11 protein-coding genes, 1 tRNA gene and 1 pseudogene are annotated in these 15,741 nt (G+C 54.7%); 2 read left to right on the plus strand and 11 right to left on the minus strand.

Features of this window, described 5'->3' with window-relative positions:
• Positions 1 to 28: 28 nt before the first annotated feature.
• The 7 genes from cas4 to ACUIAG_RS05390 all read right to left on the minus strand — a co-directional run bounded on the left by cas4 (position 29) and on the right by ACUIAG_RS05390 (position 7,295).
• Complete coding sequence (gene cas4 / locus ACUIAG_RS05360; RefSeq protein WP_445339267.1) at positions 29 to 754, minus strand: CRISPR-associated protein Cas4; 726 nt, start codon at positions 752 to 754, stop codon at positions 29 to 31.
• Positions 747 to 1,679, minus strand: a complete 933-nt coding sequence (gene cas7c / locus ACUIAG_RS05365) for a type I-C CRISPR-associated protein Cas7/Csd2 (RefSeq protein WP_445339268.1) — start codon at positions 1,677 to 1,679, stop codon at positions 747 to 749. The genes cas4 and cas7c overlap by 8 nt, the downstream gene beginning before the upstream one ends.
• Positions 1,672 to 3,465: a type I-C CRISPR-associated protein Cas8c/Csd1 gene (gene cas8c / locus ACUIAG_RS05370; protein ID WP_445339269.1), complete on the minus strand. Its 1,794-nt coding sequence runs from the start codon at positions 3,463 to 3,465 to the stop codon at positions 1,672 to 1,674. The genes cas7c and cas8c overlap by 8 nt, the downstream gene beginning before the upstream one ends.
• The gene (cas5c, locus tag ACUIAG_RS05375; RefSeq protein ID WP_445339270.1) at positions 3,462 to 4,118 is read right to left on the minus strand and encodes a type I-C CRISPR-associated protein Cas5c; all 657 of its coding nucleotides are present in this window, start codon (positions 4,116 to 4,118) and stop codon (positions 3,462 to 3,464) included. The genes cas8c and cas5c overlap by 4 nt, the downstream gene beginning before the upstream one ends.
• 45 nt (positions 4,119 to 4,163) lie before the next feature.
• Positions 4,164 to 6,305, minus strand: coding sequence for a CRISPR-associated helicase Cas3' (gene cas3 / locus ACUIAG_RS05380; RefSeq protein WP_445339271.1), 2,142 nt, complete (start codon positions 6,303 to 6,305; stop codon positions 4,164 to 4,166).
• Positions 6,295 to 6,543: a hypothetical protein gene (locus ACUIAG_RS05385; protein ID WP_445339272.1), complete on the minus strand. Its 249-nt coding sequence runs from the start codon at positions 6,541 to 6,543 to the stop codon at positions 6,295 to 6,297. Before ACUIAG_RS05385 ends, cas3 begins: the two co-directional genes overlap by 11 nt.
• 548 nt (positions 6,544 to 7,091) lie before the next feature.
• Positions 7,092 to 7,295 (minus strand): helix-turn-helix domain-containing protein, encoded by a 204-nt coding sequence (locus ACUIAG_RS05390; protein WP_390459426.1) that lies wholly within the window; start codon positions 7,293 to 7,295, stop codon positions 7,092 to 7,094.
• Positions 7,296 to 7,343: 48 nt separating this feature from the next.
• Between ACUIAG_RS05390 and ACUIAG_RS05395 the strand changes: the two genes are divergently transcribed.
• Positions 7,344 to 7,469, plus strand: a complete 126-nt coding sequence (locus tag ACUIAG_RS05395; RefSeq protein ID WP_445339273.1) for a hypothetical protein — start codon at positions 7,344 to 7,346, stop codon at positions 7,467 to 7,469.
• A gap of 1,196 nt (positions 7,470 to 8,665) precedes the next feature.
• On the plus strand, positions 8,666 to 9,109 hold the full coding sequence (locus ACUIAG_RS05400; protein ID WP_445339274.1) for a hypothetical protein: 444 nt from the start codon (positions 8,666 to 8,668) through the stop codon (positions 9,107 to 9,109).
• Positions 9,110 to 9,463: 354 nt separating this feature from the next.
• On the opposite strand, the gene ACUIAG_RS05405 is transcribed toward ACUIAG_RS05400, so the two are convergent.
• The 4 genes and pseudogenes from ACUIAG_RS05405 to ACUIAG_RS05420 all read right to left on the minus strand — a co-directional run.
• Positions 9,464 to 9,955 carry a holo-ACP synthase gene (locus tag ACUIAG_RS05405; protein ID WP_445339275.1) on the minus strand — a complete coding sequence of 164 codons (492 nt, stop codon included), beginning with the start codon at positions 9,953 to 9,955 and terminating at the stop codon, positions 9,464 to 9,466.
• Between the two features lie 342 nt (positions 9,956 to 10,297).
• Positions 10,298 to 10,371 (minus strand) — tRNA-Gly (locus ACUIAG_RS05410).
• 1,371 nt (positions 10,372 to 11,742) lie between these two features.
• Entirely contained in the window at positions 11,743 to 12,282 is a 540-nt protein-coding gene (locus tag ACUIAG_RS05415) for a hypothetical protein (RefSeq protein WP_445339276.1), read from the minus strand.
• Positions 12,283 to 12,639: 357 nt separating this feature from the next.
• A pseudogene (locus tag ACUIAG_RS05420) lies at positions 12,640 to 15,582 on the minus strand (beta-ketoacyl synthase N-terminal-like domain-containing protein); the annotation flags it as partial.
• Between the last annotated feature and the right edge of the window lie 159 nt (positions 15,583 to 15,741).

Raw genomic sequence — 15,741 nt, forward strand, 5'->3', positions numbered from 1 at the left:
TTTCCTCAATCAAGTCTCATTGCCTAAGTTACCCCTGCAGCTCTTTCAAGGTCTTTCGGATGTAGTCAGCAGCAGAAGACTTATGCACAAGTTCGGGCAGGCAGATATCCTTCAATGAGCATGACCGGCAACCCGTTTTCGGCTTCACCTTTGGAGTATGACCTCGCCGATAAAGGTCCCGCATCTGCGCCAGATCATCGACTACCTGAGCACGAAGATCATCATTGAGTTCAACCACTTCACGGCGCTTGGTCCGCTGATAGAACAATGCCCCCTGGCTGATGCTGCAGGAGAGCATTTCTTCCAAACACATAGATTCGCCGCACAATTGCAAACGATCAGCATTATTGACCTTGCTGGAACCATGCTTGTACTCAACAGGATAGGGTTTCCAACGTCCTCTCCTGCCTATCAACGAAACTCCATCCTGAGCTGCGTGAAATTCGACGATGTCACAATCGCCGACGACTCCCAACTTTCGAGAGAATACACGCAGATCGCGCAGTATCAAGGTGTCGCCGCGTTTTTCAGAAGCATGGTAGTCGTGAGCACGTCGGTGTTCGAAGTCTCCTGCATACGTTCTGGTGTTGTCACGCCATTGCTCCTCTATGTGGATCAACGCCCATTGGCGCTTGCAGAATTCGAAATGTTGAATGCCAGACAGGGCCAGCCATTCATCCTCAGGATATTCGGCCGGCCCTGTGGCCATGGACGAGTCCATGGAATTCTCAATCATTGCAGTAGACTCAGCCATCCACCATTTCAGTCAGTTTGACCGACTGCGGAATAGCCGAAGTATCGACCGTCACATCGTAATCCGAGAAACTGCGCGGGGTCTCGACCTCAGGCTTATGAGCCACGTGAATGCTATCGAACAGTTTATAGGAGGGAGCATCGCCAAGATCGTTGCTGTGCTTGAAGACATAGAGCTTGCGAACGGCCATCTTGCCCCTGGCCGCGGAATGATCGAACTCAAACATGTTGAGAATGGCCTGCCAAAGCATGGCCAGGTCTTCCTCGCTAAATCCGGTGGTCTTTTGTGCAAGCTTGGCATTCACATAGCCATCAGCACGGTATAAACCATAAGGAACGATTGACTTGTTGCCCATCTCGTTGTTCTTGTTCTCTTGGTCTTTTTCCGTAGTAATGGCCACCCTGGTGATGGTGACAGACTGCGGGAAGATCGGATCGATGGACCTCGAGAATCCAAGTTGCACAGGACCACGCACCTGGCCACAGGCCAACCCGCCCTTGACGAAGGTGGTCATCACCGCACCAAAGGTCCTGATATCGAAGAAATTGGAGCACATGTAATCGAGGATTAATCTATCTAGCTCGCCGTTTTCCTTCTTGGCCTTCTTTAAAGCCTTCCCGATACTGTCCACGTCGGGATCTCCATTGACGCCAACCGCTTTCAGCGCCTCAGCATCGAGGCGGTTCAGCGGAACCTGCTGCTTGATATAAATACGCCATGGCGCCTTATCCCCATTAATCAGTTGCACATAGTTACGTATCTTCCTCTTCAGGCAAACATCAGTGACAATTCCAATCCCGGTCTCACTATCGGTTCGTGGCATATTGCCTGATTCTGGATCTCCGTTGGGATTGCCGTTCTCAACATCATAGAGAATGGAAAAATCATATCTATTTTGGATTGCCTTCGCAGTTTGCTCACTCATTTACAACTCCTTCTTCCTTGCTGGTTCCCTTATTGTCGTCTTTGTTCTTGCCCTTGTAGCGCTCCTGAGTCTCGAAATAATATCCGAGCTGGAAAGCCCCCTGTTCAGGCAACGATAACCTCGTCGGGAAGTTCTCGCCGATTCGGGTCATCAGATCGGCGATACGCTTGGTATAGTAAATGCGCGTTCCCGTCGGCAATTTTCGCAGGTGCTTTTTCGCCAAATCGCCCAAGTGTGGGAAAACCACGGCTGGCATGGTCGATGCGTTAGTAAAGAACCGGTCACCAATCGTGGTATTGATACCAGGATTTGCAGCATGTTGTATGTCCTCATATAGGGCGAACAGTCGTCCTAGGACATAGGGCACATTAGTGCTTTCTTTGTTGATGGACACTTGCAATACCTCCTTAGGGCATTGGTTGTTTGGGTGACGAAGAAAATACGCTTTGATGATTGCCGCCTTGGCGCGAGGTACGTCATGTTCAACGCCAATTCGCTTTTCAACAGCAGTCAGAAGCGACGTAGGATAGGGCGCACCTATAAGAATGGCCTTAAACAGATCGGAAACCGTATGGGGGGAAGCCGGAATCCTCTTTTTCCCACCAGCAGCAGATGGCACAGTTTGCGCAAGGAGCATCCACACAGGTAGATAGCGAAGCTTATCAAATTTCGGGCGTTCGATATCCAGATCTTCATAATGCCGACGTACATGCTCCATGTAACTGCCATAAGTGTCCTTCAAGAAAAAGGACACCGATAGCCTAGCAGCATTGGGAGCAAGTCCGAGGATGTAGAAATGCTCATCCGGATTAAGCCTGACACCATTGAAATCAACTGGGTTTCCTTTAGACAAGGCCGTGACAGTGGCTATCAGGTCCTGTTGGTTAACCCCCGCAGCGCCTTCAATGCACATATTCATCTCAGCTGAATACTCAGCCTGTCCCGATTCTGCCCAGGAGACAATCGTCAAGGAGCCATCATTGATGGTTCTTGTATACTGATCGTCCTTCAACACGGTATTTAAGGCTGTAGTGTAAGCAAAGGCTTCACGTTTGCTCATAGGAGCATTTTTATCCTGCTTTTTGTTGTAGGAAAGATATGCTGGGGCATTGAAAGACACCAGTGCGGATCCACTGGATTGTGCGTTGCGGACGCCTCGGATATTTGGATGAGTAAGAGCAGGGACGACAGCTTGACCTGAAACAACACTTTGCATGGTTTCAGAACTAGGGGCCGCCTGATCACCATCCTCGTCACCCGAAGCGAACCATGAATCCCAGTATTGCTGCATGGTTGGGTTTTCAGATAAAGGTAAGCCGTTGCGGCAGAGGACGAAATTACCGGTCAAGGCCTTCTTCCAGTCCCCTTCGCCCAATTTCTCCTCGACAACTGTCGCCTGAGGCGTCCGGGAGAAGAAAGCGAGCACTGCGCGGGCTTCAGCTTCATCGGCATTTGCAAGCACCTGCCGATGCAATTTAGCAGCAGCTGCAAAGCGCTTGGCCGCCTTGTCTGTTGCACCGTTGGCATCTGCACCTAGCAGGTAAGAGGAGTTGTCGCAGAGGAAATTGGCCTGAATTTTCACCGTTCGTAATGCATGTGCTGGAACAGACATCATACGTCTGAACTGCTTGTTCTTTGTCAATGTCCCAAACGGAATGACATGGGTTATGGCCCCGTCATCTGCTATGTCCAGTCCCCACGGAACATTTTCAACGCTGTATCCATACCGCGGTGCCTGACCAGTCTCCACCAGCCGTTCGTAAAGTCTGACTAGTTCGCCAATCATGAGCTCACCTTCGGATCAGTTGCATCCAGCACACCATTAATCAGCTCAGCTCTGAAAAACATAGGTTGCGGGTCCGCAGGATCTCGATAGTCCATGTCATATAACATGTAACCCAGATCCCGACGACCATTTTCAAAGCCCTTGGGCTGACCCTTATCGACATCCCAAAGCCGAAAATCGACAGAGAACTCCCGGGTTCCAAAATAAGGGTGGTGATAGTATTGCCCGTTCTGAGCCCGTCTATTGAACATGCTGATGAACTTAGCCGGGGTATCCCCAGCGGCAGCTTTACTATTCATATCAAAGTGCGCCTCAATCACATAGTGAACATCCCGCAGAATGGTGGAGGCACGCTGCTGAATGTCTGAGGAAGTATAGATCGCGCTGTCTTTGGACGGATCATTGATCATCGACCTGATAGTATCGGCCGAAATCACGCTGCTGACCTCATTGCGACGAACACTGGTGAACCTGATCGGATTCATAACCACGATCCTGTCAATCCGCCAGACCATGCCCGGATGCCAGAACACAGCCTCCAGAATTCCCCGTGCCGCCGACGGCGTCATCACGTCGTACGAGACCCTCTCTACTTTCATTTCCGGTCTGGTGAAGAGGGCGTACGGACCCCAGACCTCAAGTTGTACTGTCATTGGTCTCCTTTCCTGTTGCCGGTATTGCTAGTTACGATTCATTCATCAATACAGCAGACCGTTTTGAGGCAGCTGATCTTCATCGACTTGCAGACCTGTAGCGCTGTCGTACATGCCCATGTCCAGCAGAATAAATGCGTCGTCATCCGACTTGGTACCATGCTCCGCCAGAGCGGATATCTTTCCGGCTTCTTTGAGCCTGTCCAACTGCCTAGGCCAAACATTGACCGCGTACCGACCCAATCTGCGGAACAACCCTCGCGTATAACAACGAGGATCAGTCAGTTGAGCACACAGGTCGCTTGCTTCTTTGTTGACAGGTATATAAACAGGAACAGTTGGAGTATCAATCAGCTTGAACTGCTCAGCAATCTGAGCGAACGGCATACGGCATCCTGATATTCCACGTTCATGAGCCTTAAGAATCTGATGCTGATCAAGACTCTCGTCCCCACGCATTCCAAAGAGTCTGGTGAAGTACTCATGAATCGCTTTTGATGATGCCAGGTCAGCATTGTCTTCCCGCACCAATTCGAAAGCCAGCATATTCTGTTTCAAGAATGAAACTTGGCCCTCATCGGTGGAAAAAACATGAACCAATGAAGCATCCGCGTCACGTCGACCTTCTCTATTGCAACGGCCGGCTGTCTGAAGAATCGAATCAAGACCAGTCTGTTCCCTATATGCCTCAGGGAAATCGACATCCACTCCGGCCTCTATCAGAGACGTGGATACGACCCTGCAAGATTCTCCTTGGGCAAGACGTTCCCGTATCTGCTTCAGCAACCGTTCCCTGTCATAGGCACATTGCAGTGTAGTCAGGCAGAAAGTGCCGTCTTCAAAGCCATGCTTTCGCACCGCTCCGGAGATGTACTGCGCTTCCTTACGTGTGTTGACCACGCATAGGACCTGATTATGGCCTTCCACTGCCGCAGCCATCTCATCCATGTCCTTATGACCATCATCGACGATTCGGTTGCGTCGGAATTCCAGGCGTTCCTTTTCGTTCAATGGCGCAATTTCTGGAATTGCCAGAGTTGGACGTCGAAGAGCCTGGGCAAACAGATCCTGCAAGGCCGGCTGTGTGGCTGTGCACAGTACCGCAGTGACGTGATAGTTGGTAACCAGCTCAGCTATGGCCTGTACACATGGTTTCAGTTGGGGCAAGGGCAAGGTCTGGGCCTCATCGAAGATCACAACAGAGTTGGCTATATTATGAATCTTCCGGAGTTTAGAGGCCTTGTTGGCGAACAGGCTTTCGAAAAACTGCACAGCGGTGGTTACGATAACCGGCATGTTCCAGTTCTCGGCTGCAAAACTGCGATGCAGATCGTTTGCGGTAAGCTCGTTCTCCTCCTTTAACTGGAAAGCCGCATCTGCATAGTGTGGCAGAACCGCATCTGGCCCAAGGAGGGCTTCGAATTCCTTTACCGTCTGGTCAATGATTGACGTGTACGGGACGACGTAAATAACCCTGTCCATATGATGCGTTTTGGCGTGTTCAAGCGCGAAAGTAAGTGAGGAGTCTGTCTTGCCACCGCCTGTAGGAGCGGTCAGCGTGTATAGACCTGGTTTCCATTCAGGATCGGCTCCGTGAGTAAGGCAGTCACGCAATATGGCATTGCGTTTTTCATTCAACGACGTACTCGCCTTCGCCGACAGAAAGGATTCAGCCCTACGTTCCATGATTTCAGCAAGCGCCGTAATTCTGACTGACTGATGCTCACGCAGCTGCTCAGCCAGCGATTTGCTTATTTCACGTAATTCCTGTGGAGGCGGCATTATAGAGCTGGACAGACGATCAGGACCGAGATCCTGAAGCAGCTGCTCGAGGAATGGCGATTCGTCGCGCTCTACTTTGCCATTGACAAAGAACTCAGCATCCAGCCGGTCCGCATCCACTAGCGCCGATTCGTGCATACGGATACGCATCATGTCCGAGAAATGTGAGCCCAACGAAGCAAGCGGTTTGACTTCGGGAAGGGTAATCTCATCCTTCCAATGCGATGCATCAGGGTTGGGACGCTTCATTCTGCCGACCAAGGTGCTTGCATTCTCGGTATCAATACGATTGCCAAAATCCAGCAAACCAGCATGATGCCCTGCAATGGCAAACGTGGCTTCTTGAAGATGAAGCTTATACGCTACTTTCATCCCATATGAAGAGTGATTGACACTACTGCTCATCATAGGCCTCCCTGATCATCCTCTGGAATTCATCCGAATACTTGCCTATGTCGTGAAGAAGGCCTGTATCCAGACCCATATCAGCCTGATCCTGGTCATACAGATAACCGGCCAGCCTGCCGGCAAAGGCTGCATCAAGGCATCCAGTCATGACCAGATGCTGCACGCAGACTTCGAAACCATGATCTTTCGAGGTGCGGGCCAGATACTCGTTAACCTCATCGCCTTCGGCCGTCATGCGATCATCTCTTCCCGACTTCGGTCACTGTTGAGCGGTTGCGTTGTATTGATCGGGTTCAAGCCGACAACCGATGAACTCGAATAAGCACCCCTGTGCGTGAACTCAGAATCCTCAACCATCGCCCTATCTCCCTCGAATAGGTGATTAACTTGTGTTCTAAATATGAAGATAAACCTATTATTCATGAATGTCAATTCGTTTTCTATTATTCATATGCTTGCCGTAAGCCAACTGGTGAGAACTACCGAACTCGCATTGTGAAGATGCAAAAGGTTCACTGACGACAGTCAATGAACCTTTTGCAGATTATTCAAATGAATAATAGAAAACATTTCAACCCACGCCCTGCGGCGACTTATTCATTTACGCGATACACATAAAAACTTTGAACTCCAACATAGATTATACAAATTAAATCCGCCTCAGACAAATGCGCAGGAGCGCTCTCAGTCACAAATGATCTGCATCGCATTAAGGATATTACATCAGTCTACCGTTCATCGACAACCACATATAATCGACAAGTTCAACGATCCATCCATCGTCTACAAAGTGCAGCGACGATACTCAATAGGTGACATACATACTTTTGATTTAAAAGCGCTACAAAAGACGGACGGCTTGGAATATCCGCAATTCTGAGCTATACATTCGACAGACTTGGAGGAATTGCTGAGCATTCTTCGAGATGAGTTGATGGCGCGTCCATAACATAGACATAAGGCGTATAACCAGTTTCCTTTTTGAATACCCTAATGAAGCTACGCTCCCCCTAGGCCAGTCATAATTGCAGGCTGATGAAAATCAAGAAACTCATCCAGATGATTAGCGATTTATGTCATCACCATTTGCATGTCATGGCCATTCCTGTCAACGTCGCCCCGATCCGCCGACAAAAAAGCTACGCATCGGCAACAGCCTGATAGCGATGGTATTGGCAGCAATCCAAAAGTACAAACTGGCCACCATGAGCAACGCCCTGCATAGCATTGATGCACAGTCTGAGCTCGCCTGATTTCAAATGCATGATTTGAAAACTAGGATTGGCGTCGCGCTCGGTGCGTTGGCCGTCGAGCAGATAGTAAGACCTTCTTGGCATTGGGACTGCAAGCAGGAGTCAGGAATGCTTGGCATTTACTTGTTCGTGAAGCCGAAGCCCTGCAGCAGAGTGCTCAGAAATCCGGGGATTGCCCTATTCAGGATGGCAAAGCCAATTATAACGACCGCCATGAAGACGACGACTCCTATTAGCTCGTCACGCTGTCGCTGACGGCGTTCAGCCTCACGCGCCGCAGCCATCCTCTTGCGGTAAACCACCGGACACGTCGTCCCTGGACGATGACGATGTACAGGACATTCTGGATCATACTGACACACACTATTAGCATAAGTCTCCTCGCCGATTCCATGCATTGGTACTTGCCCGTAAGCTCCACTTGCTTCGTCCTTGTCTGGCCACACCACACAACCTCAAGATTGGGCGAGATCCAGTCAAAAATGTTTAGCAGGGTTATACGCTAGTCAAACCAATCGCCCGAAACTGTTTACCTCCTTCAAAGACAAGGATGAAGATGTAAAGTCGGCTGCACTTACCACGGCATTCCCTATGCCCGCCCTCATCGATGAACTCAGAGACACCAGCACCGACCCCAATATGCGAGCGCTGCAGTCAAAGACAAAGAGGCGAAAGACATACCTGCCGCACTCACACGCGACAACAGAGCGATTCGGAATCACTCTGGTTGTTGGTTTTGAATTATCGTGGCGAACATGTCAGCCATCCGTTCTGAAGTCTTTGAACTCAGAGTAAGCGAAGAGGATTGGGCCAATAACAACGAGGTTCCCCTTTGATGGAATCACGCCCGCAGATGCAGGGAAGGAGAATGCGAAGGGCGCATCGGCGAAGGGCGCCCATTGGCATTTCATCTTCGGTCTCGTGGCCGTCCTGGTGATTGCCGCGGGCCTATCGCTGGGGGTGTGGACTTGGTCTTCGCACGTCAAAGCGAAGTCCCTGGCCGACTGCTGGTCTCAAGCGACTTCCGCGGCTCGGAGCGTGAAGGCCTACGAAGCGGATCGGGCTGCGGCGCAGCGGTGGGTCCGGGCCATACCCTAGGACGACGTGTCCGACGCCAAGGTCGTGGCCACCGTGGAGAAGGCGGCCAACGACGAGGCCCGGACGGTCAAGGCGCACCTGGACAAGGCAATCGCTTACGGGGACTCGCTGCTCTCGCGCAGCAACGGCCAGGTAGCGGACAACGCTGTGTGCGACGCCCTGAAAACGGTGCTCGACCAGGTCAAGGTCGTGCAGGCCGACACCAAGGCAGATACCAACGTGCGGCGCAAGGCCATCCAGGATCTCGATCTCGCCAGCCAGATGCAGGCAGTCAATGACTCGAAGGCCGCCAAGACCAATGCCGATCGGGAGGCCGCTGATCAGCAGGCCCAGCAGGCGGCTATACCGCTCCAGCGCCTTCGTCGGGAGGCAGCGGCTCCAGCTACCCTCCCGCCCCTGATCACTACACCCAGGAGCAGATCGACGGAGCTCATCATTATCTGTGCATAATGCAACTTGACATCACCAGCAGATGCTGAGCGCCCTTAGCGTTTTCGGCCAGAATCAGGACCCGGCCGCGCCGTCCCTGAATTTCTTATCGGTACACAACCGGACGATGAGCCGAGATCATCCCACGGAAGTAAGGGACGCAACTCAAGAAGAGGTTGTATGTAGTTGGGAACCACAGTCAGCCCTTATGGCGACGCACGTAATACATAGAGCTGACTGCATCTGAAGTCTTGAACCTTGAATTCGACTTCGACACAATCGGAGCATCGCTCCACATGCCGAGGACTTCTATTTGGTTGTCTGACACGACAACTAGGAATTCACGGCACATGAGTCACATGTCCTAGCCTAATTTCAGACGAACCTGCACAAAAGCACAACCGCCGAAGCTACCGGCCCATCATGGCTGAGAGCGATATGCCAGCGCAACTCGACCTGGTCGACCTGACTACCGGTTAGAAGCAAGGATTCGTGAAGCTTGGCCTTTACGGAGGACTCTAGGTTGACACTCGGCCGTCCCCGACCGTCGTCCAGAATCTCCACACCGCTCCAGGGAAAATCATCCAAACCATAGGGCGATGGCTCAGGCCCCAGCGCCTGAGACCAAGCCTTGAGCACCGACTCCTTGCCAGCCCAGCGCACCGCCAAGTGCGCCGCTGTGTCGTCATGCTTGAGCAGGGCGCGCTGCTCGGCCTGCCGCCGCTCCCTTGGCGAGAATAAGCTTGTCATGCGCGTGCCTGGCATAGCCAGCTGTCGGCCGAACTTCTCCAGATCGACCAGATCATGTCCCAACCCCAGCACTTGTCCAAACCCGGCATCATCCATAGGCCCGAGTATGCCCCTCATCGGCCAATGCAGCAAATCACCCAGTCAGGACTCGAAGACTCCACAACATCCCAATTTCCTCATTGATAGTTCTGTTCCTGCGTGAACGAGCGCGACAAAGAAGAGCAAAGAATAAAGAAGATTTCGCTGCGTCAGTAGCAGGAGTCGCAACGCTGGCATGACGCTGTTGACCCGCCTTGCATCCGCCACTATCCAACAGTCTTCGACCTGTACCCTATCGTGTACCCATTTAGACAGTAAATTGCCGATTACTGGGGAAAATCTCACTCAGTCAGGATCGACCCTGCCCACTTCAAGAGGTTAGGAAACCCGCCAAGAATGACGGAATATCAGCGATTATCGTGGAGCGGGCGACGGGAATCGAACCCGCGTAATCAGTTTGGAAGACTGAGGCTCTACCATTGAGCTACGCCCGCAAAGCCGTTGGCTCGGTACAGAGCATAGCACATGGGCCGGCCGGAACATGCAGTACATCGGTCATCGCCCGGTTGAACTTGGCAATAAACGTACGTATACATCACTGGGGAGGACCCCTCGGCGCCATGGAAACCGGCGCTGATTACCCCTCCTCTGCGGATAATCGTGAAGATCCGTACAGAAATTCTGGTCCCTGACGGCTGTGGACTAGTCTCAGGCGGTTCATCCACCCTGAATAAGAGATCACGCCGTCGCCAGTATCGCTTCTCTGCGTATCCATGGATCAATCCCGTGGATCCAAGGAACACCTCGTCCGTTCCAGTGACTGCCGGAGTACTGCGGGATCATCCATGCTCACGCGGTGACCACTCCTTGTCGGATGATATGGATGGAAAGAATAAATGTTCTACGCGGAACTTGGCTGACAGATTTCCGCAAGATTATTCATTCTTGCAGAGCAAGGGGAATCAGACTGGTAACGTGCTGCCATCCGATGTTAGAGGACGAAAATCAGAGGTAATTGACATTGGCATCGACAAATTCGCCACGCACAGCAGCCTTATTTTTCGAGAATGGGAATTCCGCTATGCCCTAACATCGATCACAAAAGTTGAAATCATGCTGGCGATAACAGGATGAGCATCAATTCTTCTGATAGCATTTACAGCAACATCAGTAGATATCTATTACGAGGTTCTCAAAAACGAGAATGGCGGAAAACAAGTAGTTGACCCGGTTGAGAGGGGAACTATAGCCGAATATAATTGGCAAGAAGTTAGCCAGGTTCTTCTGCTTTGACTAACGAAGAGATGAAATTTGTTTGCAGATAAGGTCGGATGCTACTTGCTGATGCACAGCTACCACCATAGCCTATGCGACAACTTGTTCTGCTTCAGCATCGACGGGATTGACCCTACCTATTTTGACAGCCTTGCATCTTGCAGCTCCTTCTTAAGAAAGGGAATGAAATGATGTCGGTGATTCAACATTGTCTGTCAGCATGTTCGGATGACCTCAAAAACAATTGGGGCAAGCCGGATTACATGAAGCGACTCGCTGGGGCTACGATATTCGGATTGTGCGGTGTCGCTTTCGGTGTCGCGATGTTCCTTGTATTTCCTTAGACATGAACGATACCTTGCTGCAATATGACTATGCACGCGAGCGCAGTGAGCACCGATGAATGCGGTTCCTAAGCGGAAACGCTCGGTCAGTACGAGTTACCCTTATTCACTGGCTGCCGCTTCCTATGAGGGGCGCCTATCCGTGTGGCGTCAATAATTAGTGAGAGCTGGGCGACAACATCGTGCACACGCGGGGTTTGCCTGCCTTTGTTCCGAATAATAAGACGGTACTCCATACAAATCACTTCATGCAGCATAGGTGCCTTCCATTCCCAGGGCATTGCTCCAGACATAAGGACTCATGTCCAGGAAATCAACCCGAATAGACCGCTGAAAACAGGCAATCCCCTCAATGCAGTCAATCGTCGTACCGTCGAAATGCCTTTCCCTACAAGTGGTGTGCCCGCTGAGGTGATCCTTGAGCGGAAACAGAAAACCTGACTGAAACAAAACGGCGATGGCACCTGGACTGTCACCCCCAACCCCCGCATACAACCAATTATGGTGACAGTGGCCATCCGCTAAACGTTCAATTCGATCGACCGATCCGGCGACATCAACAACCAGCGACTCCCCCTGACTGTAGGTGTCCTGCCCACAGCTGAAGGGGAAAATATCGGCGTGGCTATGATAGTCGGGCTTCTTGCCATGAGTATTATGGCAGCAAACCTCAGCAGTAGGAATTCCATTACAGCGATCACTAGCACTAAAACTTCGCACGAGTAAGAGGCCGGACACTCCCCCAAGACGAGTTCGGCCATTTGGGTGGCCCAGCAATAATCCCAAGTAAAATCTGGGTCACCCATCTACTTTTTATACCTTTTTGTGAAAAGGCTCCAATCGCAGCCTGGCAATAGCACACCGCCGGTTGAGCAACATGCGGGCAATATTCGGACAAAATCCCTTATGCGCAGCCATTACAACAGCTCCAATGCCCAATAAGTCCTGACGACCAGATAGCTCACATACCTGCAAGGGAGCCCTTGTACATACGGCATGAAGACGAGGGACAGCCGCACCCAATGGCGAGACAATAAGGGAGGCGAGCCGTCTGGCCCACCTCCCCGATCATCGCAATGACTGTTCCCTCACCGGACTCCCGCCTATTGCTTCAGGCGGAAATCCAGCTGGTTCACACTGCTCTCAGCTCCGGTCGTAGTAGCCGTCGGCACCCAAGCGGGCCTGGGGATCCAGCAGCATAGCCTTCTCAATCTCGTGGCCCACATACCCGTGGCCGTCCTCATGGAAGCGGCGGTTGTCGATGGGCTCATAGAGCGGGGCCCGACCCATGCGGCCCTCCTCCAGATGGCGCTGACCAGCGGCCAGACGGTCGTTGGCCCGGCGACGCCACTCGTCCAGGGCCTCCTGGCCGGAGGTCTTGAGCACGGCTGCCTCGAAGGCTCCGGGGCTGACGATGACACCGATGCCAGAGACATGGCCAAAGCCCAGGGAGGTAACCAGTCCGGCCTTGATCCTGCCCACCTTCAGAGGCTGCTCCAGCCATACCAGATGGTCGTCGCGTCTCAGGACCGGATCCACGCAGTCCAGGGAGGCATTGGCCGGGATGACCCCAGACCGGAAGAGCTGGGTGAGCCCGTTGATCTGGAAGATGCAGGCGCCGCCCTTGGCATGGCCGGTCAGGCTCTTCTGGGAGATGACGTATAGCGGGTTGCCGTCCGTCCGCCCGATGGCGTGAGCCAGGGTGTTGTGCAACTCGGACTCGTTGGGGTCGTTGGCGTTGGTGGAGGTGTCATGCTTGGAGACCACGGCGATGTCGTCGGGGCTCACGCCCAGCTTGGCCAGCGAGCGCACCAGGTCCGAGTCCTTGCCGCCCATGCCGGCAGCCAGAGCCCCCAGCCCGGGTGCGGGGATGGAGGTGTGGGCGCCGTCCGCGAAGGAGTGGATGTACCCGACCACACCAGCCACGGGCAGACCCATGCGCAGAGCGATGTCGCCGCGGGTCAGCAGGATGGTCCCGCCGCCCTGGGACTCCAGGAAGCCCCCGCGCCGACGGTCGTTGGCCCGGGAGAAGAACCGGGGCTGGATGCCCTTGGCGTACATCTCGGCGGAATCGGCGGTGGCGTTCATGTTGCCGAAGCCGATGACCGACTCCACGCCGATGTCGTCGATGGCGCCCGTGACCACGAAGTCCGCCTTGCCCAGGGCGATCTTGTCGGCGCCCTCCTCAAGGGAGACCGCAGCCGTGGCGCAGGCCGAGACCGGCTGGACCATGTTGCCGTATCCGCCGATGTAGGACTGCATGACGTGCGCGGCCACCACGTTGGGCAGGGCCTCCTGAAGGATGTCCGTGGGGATCTCCTTGCCCAGGAAGCGGTCCAGGTAGAGCTTGCGCATGGAGGCCATGCCGCCGAAGCCGGTCCCCTGGGTGGAGGCCACCTTGGAGGGGTGCACGGCCTGCAGGATCTCCACCGGGGTGAATCCGGCCGACAGGTAGGCGTCCACGGTGGTCACGATGTTCCAGAGGGCGATCTGATCCACGTCCCCGACCATGGAGGCGGGAATGCCCCACTTGACCGGGTCGAAGCCCTTGGGGAACTGGCCGCCCACGGTCCTGGACATGGTGGCCCGGCGCGGCACGCGAATGCGGGAGCCAGGCAGGCGGGTGACGGTCCACTCGCCGGACTCCTCGTCGCGGGCGATGCTGGTGTGGTCAGGATCCTGGGCCACGTACTCCTCAGCCATGTCCTTGGTGGGCACCGAGAAGGCCACGTCGTGATCCAGGAAGACGTCCACCTCCTCCTCGTTGGTGCCCTGGCGGTAGTCGGAACCCATGCCGTCGTCGAAGGGACGGATGCCGGAGCGGGCCACCACCTGGTCGTGGTAGCGCTCGGCGATGTCCTGCTCGGGCACCAGCTCGCCGTCAGTGTCGTACCAGCCCGGCTTGGGGCTGTCCTGCCACTCGACCAGACCCATGTTCCAGGCCAGTTCGAGCACGGCGGCGGCACTCAGGTCGACCTGGCCATCCGAGTGGATGCCCATCTCGGCCTCGAAGCGGGTGCGGCCAGAACCCCAGGGACCCATCTCGCCGATGGAGACAATGACGATCTGATCCTCGGGCCGAGCAGTCACGCCCTGCCAATCCTGCAGATCCACCGGGGCCTGGGCGGGCACCCGGGGTGTAGGCAGGGCCTTGATGACCCGGTCCTGATCCTTGTCGACATCTGCGGGCGCATCACCGGACTTTCCGGCTGGGGCCGGCATCGACGAATCGTCGTCCTGGGCAGCCTCGGCCTTCAGGGCCTTGAGGTCCAGCGGGCTGGAGCCCAGGCCGCCGGTCAGGTCGGCCTTAAGCGGGGCCTGGAGAGCCTGCTGACGAGCCTCTACAGTGCAGAGATCCAGCAGGGAATCAGCCATCTGCCCGGTGGAGTAGGTGCGGATGCCGTGGCGCTCCACCACCTGGACCAGCGGATCGTTGCCACCCATGAGCCCGGTGCCCCGGACCCAGCCGATCAGCGGGTGGGCGAAGGTGACCCGGCCCGACCAGTCCTGCTCGGGGCGGGACCGGTTGACGATGGCGTCCAGGGCGGCCTTGACCTCCCCGTAGGCTCCGTCGCCGCCGAACATGCCGCGGTTGGGCGAGCCAGGCAGGACCACATGCAGACGGTGATCGACATCGGTGTCCGCCCCGATGCCGGCGAACCCGGCGATCTGGCGTTCCAGGCTCCAGAGCATGAGCCGGGCCTGGGACTCGAAGAGCCGGCCCGAGTCGGCCATGGTCCCGTGCATGGCGGGGGCTGCGAAGGGCAACAGCAGGGTGGGCTCATAGGCAGGTTTGAGCACAGTGGTCGTGGCCCCCGTGGTCTTGCGCTGCTCGTTGCCGACCCAGTCGACCAGGGCATCCACATCCCGGTAGCTGGACAGGTTGGCGGGCACGATCCAGAGACGGGCACCGCCCACGGCATGGCGACGGTAGAGGTCGCGGGCCCAGATGACGGTCTGGGGCTTCAGGGAGTGGCAGACGGCGATGACCGTCGCCCCGCCCTCCAAGAGGCCGGCAGTCAGCGATCCCGCGATGGACTTGGGGGCCACGCCGGTGACCACGGCCACGTCCTTGGCGAACCGTGCGGCAGTCTGGTCCGAGTCGGCAGGGGTCATGGCCTGGTCGGCGATGCCGCTGAAGACCCGGGCCAGATCCTGCTCGCCGCGGTTGTGCGCCTGCTCGGCGTACCAGACGGCCTGATCGTGGACCTCGCGTCCGGCTCCTACGAAGCTCAGGCGGCTGCG

The sequence above is a fragment of the Bifidobacterium sp. ESL0825 genome (assembly GCF_052606465.1).

Coding starts and splice junctions, on each gene's coding strand:
- ACUIAG_RS05405 (WP_445339275.1), bottom strand. CDS start 9,955: ATGAGGGGCATACTCGGGCCTATGGATGATGCCGGGTTTGGACAAGTG.
- cas7c (WP_445339268.1), bottom strand. CDS start 1,679: ATGAGTGAGCAAACTGCGAAGGCAATCCAAAATAGATATGATTTTTCC.
- cas3 (WP_445339271.1), bottom strand. CDS start 6,305: ATGAGCAGTAGTGTCAATCACTCTTCATATGGGATGAAAGTAGCGTAT.
- cas8c (WP_445339269.1), bottom strand. CDS start 3,465: ATGATTGGCGAACTAGTCAGACTTTACGAACGGCTGGTGGAGACTGGT.
- ACUIAG_RS05395 (WP_445339273.1), top strand. CDS start 7,344: ATGAAAATCAAGAAACTCATCCAGATGATTAGCGATTTATGTCATCAC.
- cas4 (WP_445339267.1), bottom strand. CDS start 754: ATGGCTGAGTCTACTGCAATGATTGAGAATTCCATGGACTCGTCCATG.
- cas5c (WP_445339270.1), bottom strand. CDS start 4,118: ATGACAGTACAACTTGAGGTCTGGGGTCCGTACGCCCTCTTCACCAGA.
- ACUIAG_RS05385 (WP_445339272.1), bottom strand. CDS start 6,543: ATGACGGCCGAAGGCGATGAGGTTAACGAGTATCTGGCCCGCACCTCG.